The organism is Planktothricoides sp. SR001 (assembly GCF_001276715.1).
Classification (GTDB): Bacteria; Cyanobacteriota; Cyanobacteriia; order Cyanobacteriales; family Laspinemataceae; genus Planktothricoides; species Planktothricoides raciborskii.
The window spans coordinates 61,818-74,449 of the sequence record NZ_LIUQ01000033.1 but is presented as its reverse complement, the minus strand read 5'-3'; the positions used below and the strand labels follow the sequence as shown (position 1 = coordinate 74,449).

The window sequence follows — 12,632 nt, the reverse complement described above, 5'->3', positions numbered from 1 at the left end:
CTATGCATCCTATGCATCCTCTCTTCCCCTACACCCTACACCCTACACCCTACACCCTACACGACGGCGGCTTCCCCCGCTCCCCCGCTCCCCTTTTGTTGCTTATTAGTTATTATTTATTAGTTATAATAAAGTTTGAGAGGGTGGTGAAACCCTCTCTGGGGGATCCGCTTACTCTTCAGAACCCTGAATTTTCAGCAGCAAAAAGCCGAGGGATAAACCCACTAAAATCAAAGAAAAGGCTAAAAAAGCAGCATTAGCAATTTCACCAGCCATCGTGTTTTAATCTCCTAACTTCAAATAATGACCACAAGCAGCTAATTCCAGGGCGAACCCTAGCAGTCTTGTGTATTTTAAACCAGTTTGAGCCTCGATCAGAACGTGGATCTATAGATCGAGGCAAGATTTCGGCGAGATGGACGCGATATTGACGCGATCGCACTCACCCAGAATCATCCAATTTTTGTATTAATTTATACAGATTTTTGGTAAAAACTATGATCGCGTAAATGCCGTTAGTTAGCGCCAGGGGTCTTGGGGTTTTGAAATGCTGTCTTCAAAAATCGTTATTTATCGTTATTTATCGTTATTTCGTGTAGGGGCGAAGCATTCCCGCAAAAAATTTACGCTTCTAACCATAAACTATCGGCGGGAATGCTTCGCCGCCCTCCGTTAGCCATGAATTATAGGTTGGGTTGAGGCACGAAACCCAACCTACAAGCATCCTGAATAGGAAAGCTTCAGAAATGAGCTTTCTTAAATTTATTGCTCAGGTTTATTGCTCAGGTTGGACAAAAACCGGGACTCTTTTATAAGCCGGTGTTTCCGCCAACGGATCGATCTGTGCCTTAAATAAAACATTGGCTTCGGGATAAAACATAAATGCCGTCCCTGGTAAAACATTACCGGCAATAATTTCAATCTTATCTAATGCCCCCGCATCTCCTCGCACTTTTACCCGTTGATGAGGTTGAAAACCGGCGTTTTTTATGTCTTCTTGATTCATCAAAATACAGTAACGGTGAGGCATTCCCCGATATTTGTCCGCCGAATTATACACAACCGTGTTATGTTGCCCATACCCTCGACCCGTGCCTAAAATTAACACAATTCCCGGACTATCTTCGGCGACTCCAAAAAATTGTTTATGGGGAATCGTCAACTGGGGTAAAGGGGTTACTTTCATTTGGGCTTTACCGTTAGCAGTGGCAAAATGAGGCTGGGTAAAAATCCGCCCATCAATGGTAAATTCGGTCTGATTTTGGTCAATTTCACCAATTTTACTGTAACCCGGAATAGTTTTAGCGATTAACTCTCGAATATAACTGGTGTCCTGTAAACGCTGCCAATTAATCGGAGTTTTCCCTAGGAGGCGATCGCCCATTTCTGTAATTAATTCAACCTCGGAAATTAAATCGGTTTCTGGGGAATTCAGATGGGTTGTCCCCGGTTCATTTAACCGCACAAAATTATTCCCCGATTCGGTAGTAGTCCGGTGGGGATTTTCAAAACGGTTAAACACCGGCAGAATCAGAGTATTTTCTTTCCCTAACCCATGAAAATGGCCTAAATTTGGTTTAGTAGCGACATAAAATACCGTGTCAATATTGGATAATGCCTGTTTCGCTTCGGTTAAATCAGGATTAGCGGCGTATAAATTCCCACCTAAACAAAACAACGTATCAATTTTATGGTGATAGGCAGCACTAATTAAACCTCTGGCAGAATAACCTTTAGTTTCGCTAACAGTTTGCCCTAAAATTTGCTGCAAAGCTTGTTTAATCGGTTCACTTAATCTAATTGTCACCCCCATTGAGCCAAAACCTTGGACATTAGAATGTCCGCGAATGGGCATTGTCCCAGCCCCTAATTTACCGGCATTTCCAGTGACTAAAGCCGTATTAGCAATACTTTTAACATTATCCACTCCATTGGTATGGTGAGTGATGCCCATTGCCCAGGCAAAAACCACTTTACTTGATTTGCCAATAGTATAGGCAACTTCTTCTATTTCTTCTTGGGATAAACCACAAGTATCGGTAATGGTTTGCCAAGGGGTATTTTTAGCATGATTAATCACCTCTTGCCAACCGTCTGTATGCTGTTCTAAATAGGCAAAGTCGATTAAATTTTGTTCTAGTAAGGATTTTTGAATGCCTACAAATACCGCCACATCACTACCGGGAATTGGTTGGAGATAAAGGGTAGAAATTTCTGAGCCGCCTTTGAGTAAAGATTTGATGGGAAAAGCCGGAGAAGCAAATTTCACTAACCCTACTTCGATTTGAGGATTAATAATGATAATTTTGCCGTTTTTCTCCCGAATTTTAATCAATTCATTCATTAACCGGGGATGATTTGCGGGAGCATTTGACCCAATTAAAACCACACAATCGGACTCTTTGAGGCTTTCAAGGCTGACCATTGATGTGCCACTGCCGAACACTTCTTTTAAGCCAACGGTAGAAGGGGCGTGACATAAATCTGAGCAATCCGCTAAGTTATTACTGCCTAATGCTCTCATCATTAATTGTAAGAGAAATGCGGCTTCATTGGACGATCGCCCCGAACTATAACTGGCTACTCTTTCTGGACTTTTTTTAAAGGCTTTTTCGGCGATATCATAGACTTCCTGCCAGCTAATCCGCTGATACCGATCGCTGCCTTTTCTGAATATAACCGGATAGGTTAATCGACCCAGGCGATCGCACTGTTGGGAATCTAATTCTTGTAACTGGTCAATGGTAAATTTTTCAAAAAAATCGCCTTTAATCCCCTCTTGTAACTCAGCGGCGATCGCTTCTACACTTTTCGCACAGCGTTGTAGATATTCTCCTGCTTCATTCACGAAACCACCCTTTTGTCCACCAGTCCCCCATGCACAGGATAAACAACTACTTTGATGCTGCAACTTTTCCCAAATTTTCAACCCTTGAGGGGATACAGTTTTTTCTACCCAATATTGAATCACGGGTAAGCCCCCACCAGCAGTCGGAGAATGTGCGGAATTTTCTGATTGAGTCGGTTGATTCATAATTACCCTAGGCTAATTTTGGATGTTAATATTTTGGATTTTAATATAGTTTGTCTGGAATTACAGAAAAATCATCACCAAATCACCATGTAACCGTCAATAGCAAATAATCCTAATGCGCGATCGGCAATTAAGCACAAACGAAACATCCCGATGATGGAAATCAGCCCTAAGACGCGATCGGGTCGCGTTGCGGAGTAATATCGAAGCAAGGGGATTTATCTGCCATATTCACCAAAAAATTATCTCCGAGAATGGGTTATTCCCCTAGGGCCTAGGGCAAATCTGATTTTTCGCCGATTAACCAATAGGTTAACATTTCTCCCTTCCCTTTTACGGAAATCAATCCTCTATTTTGAAAAATATATTTATCCTTTAATACTTCATAAGTTGTTTCACTTACTTGAATTTTACCAGGTTCCCCAGAAGATTCCATTCGGGAAGCCACATTCACCGCATCTCCCCATAAATCATAACTAAATTTTTTCGTGCCAATCACTCCGGCAACGACTCTGCCCGTATTAATCCCAATCCGCATAGTAAAACTTTCTGATTGCCCTTGAGAAATTTCTCTAATAATCCCTTGCATTTCTAAGGCCATATTCGCGATCGCCTCTGCATGATCTGGTCGGGGATTTGGTAAGCCAGATGCTACCATATAAGCATCTCCAATAGTTTTAATTTTTTCTAGACCGTACTTTTCGGCCAAGCGATCGAAACTGGAAAAAATATTATTTAAAAAATTCACTACATCTAAGGGTGACAACCTACCGGATAAAGAGGTAAAACCCACCAAATCAGCAAATAATATGGTCACATCATCAAAATTATCAGCAATAATCCCTTGATTATTCTTTAACTTTTCAGCGATGGAATGAGGCAAAACATTCAACAGTAATTTTTCCGTTTTATGTTTTTCCTTCTGCAACTCATCTAACATCCAGTTAATCGTACCGGCAAAATTAGTTAATTCGTCTTGACCTTGAATTTGCACTCGCAGATCAAAATCATTGGTAAAGCCAATATTTATCACATCCTGACTCAAGCAAATCAACCGCTTTAATATTAAGCGATCGATTAGGATAATTGTAATTAACTCAAAAGAAACTCCCACTATTAATAAAGCAATAATTAACGATAATAACGCCACATTACCCTGGCGATAAATATCCCGATTTAGAGTAACTTGTAATAAAATAATCGGTTGACCATTTACATCTTTTAAAATCGAGTAACCAGCAATATTGTCTTGGTTAATCGGTTGAACGATAATTTTAGGGGGTTTTGTTTTTTTTGTTAATTCTTGAAAAACCCCCATTAAATCAGGAGTAATTTGATCCACTCGATGAAAAATTAAAGACAACTTGGTTCTTTGGGCAATTTCCTCAACCTTAGATTGATTAATTAAGCGCCCCATAATCAGTGTACCGGAACGCGGCCCTGTTTGTTCGCTGGTTAAAATGGGCAGAGAAGCGATTAACAAAAACCCTTGTTGCACCAAAAGTAAACCCGTCAACTCATCTTGGTCTGTTTTGTGGTTTAATAAAATACTATTTGGAGTTAAATATTTATTTAACTCCGGTGAAACAGGGACAAATTCACCACCTTCAAAATCATAAGCCAAATTTAATACGCTTTTGTTTTGCGAATTATAAAAGAACATTAAGTTAATTTGCAATGTTTCAAAAGCCGATGGAAATAAATTTTTATCTTGATAAGTTTTGTTGGGGGCTTTAACAAAATTATATGTATCATCCCATCTCGCCCAATCTTTAGTAGTAGAATTTAGCTCATTGAGTCTTTCGCTGAGATACTCTTGGACTCTTTCTACATTTTTTTCTGTATTTTGTTTCTCTATTTGGGTAAAACTTTTGATAAATATCTCGTAAAAAATAATAATAATAACTGCGATCAAACCCGATAAAGTCAAACTAATTAGTAATAAAGTCTTTTGCCGAATATTCATAAATTTAAGATCGGGACAGCTTCAGCACGAATGTTGTAAACGGCTAGTTAACCCCCGATCTCATTATTAACATAAAATTTCCTTATTGTAACTAAAAAAAACAGCCTACTACAAGTCACCATGCCGAATCACCTGCGGTTGGTTTGTGGTCAAGGACTTCTGGAATAACCCTGCTAAAACCCCGCGATCGCTCCCTTTCACTGCTTTTCAATTCAAAGGTCAATTCCCAGGGGGGAGTTTTTGGCTAAAGTGACATTTTTCATCCCCCCGATCGCGGGGAAAGGGCTGCCATATAGGCTAGTTGGTTGGGTTCTCTTCAGCTAGAGATAAGTTCAGCGGATTTTCCGAGATTTTCGGGAGGATTCAACCTAAATTGAAAGGCTTATTTAGTAAAAATTAAACTAATGCCAAACATAGCAATCACCACAAAAACAAAATCCCGTAAGCTCACCGGCTTTTTCAAAAACAAATCAAAGCATAAAGCAAATAGGGGACTGGTATTCAGTAAAGTTGAAGCAATCCCTACTGGGGCGAACTTAAATGCAGTTTGGTGTAACCATAAACCGATAAAAGTGCCTAAAATTGCCGCCAGACTGAGACGAAACCATTCACCCCAAGTGAGGGGAGGCATCAATTTACTTTCTTGCTGCCAATTTAACCAGAATATCACCATAATTATGCCACTCAGTAAGCGAATATTGCTACTCCATAAAGGACTAACTGTGGTAGTTGCTAAGACAAATTTTAATAAAATCGCTCCTAACCCTTGAGTGGATGTCGATATCAGCCCCCAAACGATCCCTCGGCTTAAATTACTAGCTTCTTGATCCATTGTCCGATGATTAATTACCCCGATAATGCCGATTAAAGTCAGGATAATCCCGATCGCCCCCCAGCTAGAAATTTTTTCTTGCAAAAAAATAAACGCCAGCAAGGTTCCAAAAACCGGAGTCAGAGTTTGTAAGAGTAAAGCTTTTTTGACGCCCACATCTTTTAAACTAAAGAAAAAAGCCGTATCCCCTACCGTAATGCCTAAGATCGCACTCAGAATCAAACAAGTCCATTGGACTAAACTTAACCCAGGCAGGGGATCTTGAGTTACCCATAAACTTAGACCCAGAAAAGGCAAAGCAATCACTCCTCGATATAAACTTAATTGCAGTGAGGATATTTCTCTTTGTTTGATTAAACTGTCATACAAGTTGGATGCCATCACCCAAATTGCTGATGCTGTTAATGCCGCAATCTCCCCAAACACATTGACTCCTTTGGTAAAATTTTTTAATGAATAGATAATAAATATACTGGGAATGTTCTCCCTTGGCTCAAATTTTCTGCGATCGCGAAGCTCACGAGAGGGAATCGCGGTCATAAGGGGAAGCGATCGCGGAAAATTACCGTAAGTCCTGATATAATTTTAGCGATTCGCCCCTTGTTTCCCTAAAGGAAGCGATCGCCTACCCAAAATAAGTCAACCAGAAATTTTATTTACCGAGCATGAATTTTAAACCTGTGCAACAAATTCGGCAATTTTCCTGGCCTCTTTCCTTCAGAAACTTAGCCATTTTTCTGAGTCTCTTATTTATTTTCACCTTAAACGGCTGTGGCCTTAACCGGCTGCACCATTTAAATATACCGAGTTCTCAATTAATCTTTACCACTTTAAGTAATCCAACCACTTTTAATCCCCCCTTAAACACTTCAGCTTTTAATGTCTTTGGGTTCCTGTATGATGGCTTAATCAATCAAAATGGCATAACGGCGGAATTAGAACCAGGATTAGCGGAATCTTGGGAAATTTCTGAAAACAAAAAACAGATTATATTTACGTTAAGAGAAGGATTAAAATGGTCAGATGGCCAGCCCCTCACTGCCGACGATGTGGTTTTTAGTTACAATGAAGTTTACTATAATCCCAAAATTCCCACCGGCATTAAAGATATTTTAAAAATTGGCACCAGTGGAGATTTACCCACCGTCAAAAAACTAGACGATCGCCGAGTAGAGTTCACAGTTTCTGAACCCTTTGCCCCATTTCTCCGATATGCTGGAGGCATTACTATTTTACCCGCCCATGCCTTGCGACCCTATCTCCAATCTACTGATAGCAATGGCAATTTGGCCTTTCTTTCCGCCTGGGGAACCGGAACCGACCCCAAAGAAATCATTGGCAATGGGCTCTACCGGATGGTCAGTTATAAACCCTCAGAAAGACTAATTTTTGAACGAAATCCTTATTATTGGCGTAAAGATGCTGCCGGTAAAACACAGCCCTATATTGAAAAAATCGTTTTACAAATTATTGAATCAACGGATAATCAAATAATTAAATTTCGTTCGGGAGAAATTGACAGCATAGACGTGACTCCTGACGCATTTAGTTTATTGAAAAAAGAAGAAAAGCGAGGCAGTTATACTATTTATAATGGCGGGCCATCTTTTGATACTCGATTTGTCACTTTTAATCTGAACAAAATGCAGAATCAACAGGGTAAGCCTTTTGTAGATCCCGTGAAAAGTCGCTGGTTTAATACCTTAGCTTTTCGGCAGGCGGTAGCTTATGCCCTTGACCGAGAAACCATGAAAAATAATATTTATCGAGGACTAGGTGAAATCCAGCATTCTTCCCTCAGTTCAAACAATCCTTATTACTTATCGCCGGAAGAAGGATTAAAAGTGTATGAATACAATCCAGAAAAAGCCAAAAAACTCCTAATTGATGCGGGATTTAAATATAATTCTCAAGAAGAACTCTTGGATCGAGACGGCAATAGAGTCCAATTTACGATTCTGGTAAAATCTGAAGAAAAAGCCCGCGTAGATGCAGCAGTGCAAATTCAACAAGACTTGGCCAATATTGGCATGAAAAGTGATCTCCAAGTTTTAAACTTTAATGCCATCTTGCAAAAGCTAGACCGACGGGATTGGGAATGTTATGTCGGTGGATTTAATGGCAGTGGGGTTGAACCCCACGGAGGATTTAATATCTGGTCTTCCGAAGGTTCATTACATCAATTTAATCAAGGACCTCAACCTTGGGAACCAGAATTAAAAGGATGGGAAGTCTCTGATTGGGAAAAAGAAATCGATCGCCTCTTTGCCCAAGGAGCCCAAGAACTCGACGATCGCAAACGTAAAGAAATTTATGGCAAATTCCAACAAATTGCCGCCGAACAAGTGCCCTTTATTTACTTGGTCAATGGTCTATCATTTCAGGCAGTGCGCGATCGCGTCCAAAACATCAAATTCTCAGCATTAGGCGGGGCTTTCTGGAACCTTTATGAACTGAACATTGCCCAACCGTCTTAAAAAATATTTGTTGATTGTTGATTATTGTTGGTTGTTGGTTGTTGGTTGTTGTTTAACATCCGAGCGCAAATAATAAATAATAAATAATAAATAAACAACAATTAACAATCAACAATCAACCATCAACCATCAACCATCAACCATCAACCATCAACAACCTAAATTTTATTAATAACTTGGTTCATTCCCCGGTTTCCATTTAATATTGCAACCGATGCTGGGAGTCTGTACTCGGTTCACCGGCTGACCAGCTAACACCGCATCGATCGCCGCCCTTAAATCTTTACCCGTCACAGGTTTATCATTACTGGGACGACTGTCATCTAACTGACCGCGATAAACCAGTTCCAACTGGCGATTCCCGTCAGGGATCCGCTTCGCGGAATCGAACACAAAAAAATCGGGAGTACAAGCTGCCTGAAAAGCCTTAGCCACTTCCTGAGTGGCATCGTAACAATAGGGAAAGTTAAAACCCAGGGCGATCGCCATTTGTTTGAGCAACTCTGGGGCATCCTCTGGGTGACTCTTCACATAATTACTACTAATCGCCACAATTCCCACATCTTTATCCTCATAGTCCTGACCAATTTTGGCCAATTGTGCCTGAACGTGCTTCACAAAAGGACAATGGCGACAAATAAACATCACCACCAATGCTTGCTTACCGGAAAAAGTTGCCAAAGAAATGGTCTGGCCAGAAACCACATCCGGCAATTGAAAATCTGGCGCTTTTGTTCCCAGCGCCAACATAGTTGAAGGGGTTAAAGCCATCACGATCGCTCCTTTGCATTGTCAGACCGAATGGGAATATTTCAGCACATTTTGATTCTGCATCATCCAGAGGCGCCATATACACCCAGAGAACGCCCCTTTGATATTAAACAGTTAAATTAACTATTAACCTGCCGATACATTGCCTTTAGATACATTCAACCTCCCGGACTTAGAGCCACGATAGATAACCCCAATAACATTTTGAATAAAGCTATTTTCTGTATCTATCGGCCAATCTCCCCTGTCAGTATATTAGATAGACCCTCAACTAAATTATCTTATTTAAATGTGTGAATTGCTCAAAAAAATCGGCAATCATCTAAAACCCTAATACCGGGCATCAGTAATTTGTATAATTTAAGTAATTACACTGAGAAAAAATACCACCGTACTCCGAACAAATACGGATAAGCAATTTGCCTAAAACAAATATTGCTAGATAGTTAATTGCTATTAGCTGTTTTTTGGCGGGCGCGATCGCAGTAGCGGGAAATCCCTGAAACCCTTACAGGGATTAAAACTAATTCATAGGTTTACTTTAAAAGCCTAACCTTGGGTCATCTTTTAAAAATTTTATTTTTTATTTAGATTTTGGATGCCTTCAGGATAAAATACTAACTAACCAGGCTGACCTGTAAAAAAATCACGAAATTTTGCAACAAATCTAAATATTCTCATAAAGATTTATCAAATAAAATTCAGGGAAATTTCGGTTGATAAACCTTTGTAAAATTTGGCACAATTAACTTATAACTCATACGGTGTGCTTCCGATGACGGCTAACTTAATCAATCCCACATCCAGACCAAGCTTTACTTCTCAAGAAGTGATAGAACTCTACGCCTCCGGGACGAGAAATTTTGGTTTGGCCAATATGACCGGCGCCGATTTGAGTGGTTCTAACCTGAGTGGAGCCTATCTTGGCGGAGTTCGCCTGAGCAAAGCCAACCTCAGTGGAGCGAATCTCAGAAAAGTCAACTTCACTGGTGCCAGCCTCAGTGGAGCCAACCTCAGTGGTGCTGACCTCCGGGGTGCCGATTTGACTGAAGCACACCTGAACTGGGCAGATTTAAACGGCGCAAATTTAACGGGAGCCCTTCTCCCCAAAGCGGATATCAGCGGTGCCAACCTGAGTAGCGCCAACCTCAATGGGACTAATTTTACAGGCGCATACTTAATTGGCGCCAATCTTCAGCAAGCTGATTTAACCCAAGCCAACCTCAGTCAAGCCAGCTTAAACAAAGCCGACCTCAGTGGGACTAAGCTCATTGAAGCCAACCTCACGGGCGCCAAGCTTAAACAAGCCAATTTAACTGGAGTCGATGCCACTCGCGCTAAGATGACGAGAGCCAACCTGAAGCAAGCCAACTTGAGTCAAGCCCATTTGAATTGGGCTGATTTGGTACAAGCCGATTTAACTGAAACAAACTTCACTCAAGCAAATCTCAGTAAAGCCAACTTGAGCAACACTGACCTGACCACTGCTTGCCTGAACCGGGCAAACTTAGCTGGAATTAACCTCAGTGGGGCTAACTTAACTCAGGTTGACCTGAGCCAAAAATTAATGACTGGCTCAAACTTAAGTGGGGCGAATTTGACTATGGGGAATTTAAGTGGCGCTTATCTAATTCAAGCCAATTTAAGTGGGGCAACTTTAATCAGAGCGAATCTGACGAAATCACACTTGATGAATACCAACTTAAGTGGTGCGGATCTCAGACAGGCTGATTTGAGCAAAGCGAACGTCATGCAAACCAATCTCAAAGACGCTCAGGTGAAAGGTATGGTGTTACCCAGTGGCAAAATTCACGCATAAGCTAATGAAAACATACCAGATAATATTCGATTCACAGTAAACTCGGTTTTATTAAATAAAACCGAGTTTATTTTTTTTGAGATTAGTATTTGGCCATGAAACCAGCGCCCTTGCCAAACAATGAAACAGAACGCCTAGAAGCCCTCAACAGTTACAATATCTTGGATACTCCACCGGAAGAAGCTTTTGATGAACTGACTGCTTTAGCCGCGCAAATTTGTGGAACTCCCATTGCTTTAGTCAGCTTGGTGGATGCAAATCGACAATGGTTTAAATCTAAAGTTGGGTTAGAAGCCAGCGAAACCCCCAGAGAATTGGCATTTTGTGCTCATGCAATTCTGGAACCGGAACAAGTGATGATCGTACCTGATGCCAGTGAAGACGATCGCTTTGCAGACAATCCTCTAGTCAAAGACAATCCGAATATTCGTTTTTATGCCGGGACGCCTTTAGTTACCGCAGACGGTTATCCCATTGGCACTTTATGCGCGATCGACCAAACTCCTCGTCAATTAACTCCAGAACAATTAAATGCACTACGTCTGTTAGGTCGCCAGGTAATTACCCAAATGGAATTGCGAATTAATATCGCTAGGTTACAGCGACAAATTAAACAAAATGAACAAATAAAAGCAAAATTAAGAGCCTCCGATCGCCAAGTGGTTGAGTTACTCGAAGGGATGAAAGATGGTTTTTTTGCTTTAGATCGTCAATGGTTTTTTACTTATGTTAATCAAGCCGCTGCCAAAATTTTCCAAAAACAACCGGAAGCTTTACTCAGTAAAAATATTTCGCAGGTTTTCCCTGGTTTAGTGGGTTCAACCTTTGAACGGCAGTATCAGCAAGCAGTACGTCAACAAGTGAGTGTGACTTTTGAAGCCTTTGACTGGGGAGTGAACCGTTGGTTAGAGGTGAGAGTGTTTCCTTCTTATGAGGGACTTTCGGTTTTTTTCCATGATATTACGGAACGAAAAGCCACGGAAGCGGCTTTAGAAAGAGAAAAAGAAAAAACCGATAATTTACTGTTGAATATTTTACCAAAACCCATTGCGGAACAGTTAAAACAAGGCGCAGGAGTGATTGCGGAAGGCTATGATTCGGTGACTATTTTATTTGCAGACTTGGTAAATTTTACCGAACTAGCCAATCGCACTCATCCCAAAGGATTGGTATTAATGTTAAACAATATTTTTTCTCAATTCGATCGCCTCACCCTGGCCAAAGGTTTGGAAAAAATTAAGACTATTGGCGATGCTTATATGGTAGTGGGTGGTTTACCGGAACCCAACCCCAACCATGCCCAGGCGATCGCGAATTTAGCCTTAGCCATGCAAGCCACCATGACTAAATTTAATCAAGAACATTGGACAGAATTACAACTGAGAATTGGCATCAATACCGGGTCAGTAGTGGCGGGGGTCATCGGCATGAACAAGTTTATTTACGATCTATGGGGGGATGCGGTCAACACCGCCAGTCGCATGGAGTCTCATGGTTTACCGGGAAAAATTCAAATTTCAGCCAGTACATTAGCCCTGCTTTCAGAGGAATATCTCTTAGAAGAACGGGGCTTAATTGAAGTCAAAGGGAAAGGCACGATGAGAACATATTGGCTCCTGGGTGCTAAACATGATGTATCAGCGATCGAACCAGAAAAAATGATGCCGAGGATAGATTTTCATATTTAAGCAGCGGCTAATCAGCGGCAAAAACCCATTGCCCGATGCCGCGTG

The 12,632-nt window shown here is 41.0% G+C and carries 9 protein-coding genes; 3 read left to right on the top strand and 6 right to left on the bottom strand.

The features are described from left to right. Window positions 1–171: 171 nt before the first annotated feature. From AM228_RS18560 to AM228_RS18545, 5 genes are all read right to left on the bottom strand, one after another. Window positions 172–276, bottom strand: coding sequence for a PetM family cytochrome b6-f complex subunit 7 (locus tag AM228_RS18560; protein ID WP_054467968.1), 105 nt, complete (start codon window positions 274–276; stop codon window positions 172–174). A 499-nt stretch (window positions 277–775) separates the two neighbouring features. Further along, window positions 776–3,034: an FdhF/YdeP family oxidoreductase gene (locus AM228_RS18555; RefSeq protein ID WP_054467965.1), complete on the bottom strand. Its 2,259-nt coding sequence runs from the start codon at window positions 3,032–3,034 to the stop codon at window positions 776–778. Window positions 3,035–3,108: 74 nt separating this feature from the next. Further along, on the bottom strand, window positions 3,109–3,246 hold the full coding sequence (locus tag AM228_RS33015) for a hypothetical protein (RefSeq protein WP_156331889.1): 138 nt from the start codon (window positions 3,244–3,246) through the stop codon (window positions 3,109–3,111). Window positions 3,247–3,308: 62 nt separating this feature from the next. Continuing rightward, on the bottom strand, window positions 3,309–5,000 hold the full coding sequence (locus AM228_RS29905) for an adenylate/guanylate cyclase domain-containing protein (protein WP_072160838.1): 1,692 nt from the start codon (window positions 4,998–5,000) through the stop codon (window positions 3,309–3,311). A 382-nt stretch (window positions 5,001–5,382) separates the two neighbouring features. Next, the gene (locus AM228_RS18545; RefSeq protein WP_054467964.1) at window positions 5,383–6,372 is read right to left on the bottom strand and encodes a DMT family transporter; all 990 of its coding nucleotides are present in this window, start codon (window positions 6,370–6,372) and stop codon (window positions 5,383–5,385) included. Between the two features lie 125 nt (window positions 6,373–6,497). On the opposite strand from AM228_RS18545, the gene AM228_RS18540 reads away from it, so the two are divergent. Next, window positions 6,498–8,309, top strand: coding sequence for an ABC transporter substrate-binding protein (locus AM228_RS18540; protein ID WP_054467961.1), 1,812 nt, complete (start codon window positions 6,498–6,500; stop codon window positions 8,307–8,309). Between the two features lie 168 nt (window positions 8,310–8,477). On the opposite strand, the gene AM228_RS18535 is transcribed toward AM228_RS18540, so the two are convergent. After that, on the bottom strand, window positions 8,478–9,080 hold the full coding sequence (locus tag AM228_RS18535; protein ID WP_054467958.1) for a thioredoxin family protein: 603 nt from the start codon (window positions 9,078–9,080) through the stop codon (window positions 8,478–8,480). Between the two features lie 775 nt (window positions 9,081–9,855). Here AM228_RS18535 and AM228_RS18530 point away from each other — a divergent pair. Then, the gene (locus AM228_RS18530) at window positions 9,856–10,899 is read left to right on the top strand and encodes a pentapeptide repeat-containing protein (RefSeq protein ID WP_054467955.1); all 1,044 of its coding nucleotides are present in this window, start codon (window positions 9,856–9,858) and stop codon (window positions 10,897–10,899) included. Window positions 10,900–10,994: 95 nt separating this feature from the next. Then, complete coding sequence (locus tag AM228_RS18525; protein WP_054467953.1) at window positions 10,995–12,587, top strand: adenylate/guanylate cyclase domain-containing protein; 1,593 nt, start codon at window positions 10,995–10,997, stop codon at window positions 12,585–12,587. The last annotated feature ends 45 nt before the right edge of the window (window positions 12,588–12,632 follow it).

Coding starts and splice junctions, on each gene's coding strand:
- AM228_RS18540 (WP_054467961.1), top strand. CDS start 6,498: ATGAATTTTAAACCTGTGCAACAAATTCGGCAATTTTCCTGGCCTCTT.
- AM228_RS29905 (WP_072160838.1), bottom strand. CDS start 5,000: ATGAATATTCGGCAAAAGACTTTATTACTAATTAGTTTGACTTTATCG.
- AM228_RS18560 (WP_054467968.1), bottom strand. CDS start 276: ATGGCTGGTGAAATTGCTAATGCTGCTTTTTTAGCCTTTTCTTTGATT.
- AM228_RS18545 (WP_054467964.1), bottom strand. CDS start 6,372: ATGACCGCGATTCCCTCTCGTGAGCTTCGCGATCGCAGAAAATTTGAG.
- AM228_RS18530 (WP_054467955.1), top strand. CDS start 9,856: ATGACGGCTAACTTAATCAATCCCACATCCAGACCAAGCTTTACTTCT.
- AM228_RS18525 (WP_054467953.1), top strand. CDS start 10,995: ATGAAACCAGCGCCCTTGCCAAACAATGAAACAGAACGCCTAGAAGCC.
- AM228_RS18535 (WP_054467958.1), bottom strand. CDS start 9,080: ATGGCTTTAACCCCTTCAACTATGTTGGCGCTGGGAACAAAAGCGCCA.
- AM228_RS18555 (WP_054467965.1), bottom strand. CDS start 3,034: ATGAATCAACCGACTCAATCAGAAAATTCCGCACATTCTCCGACTGCT.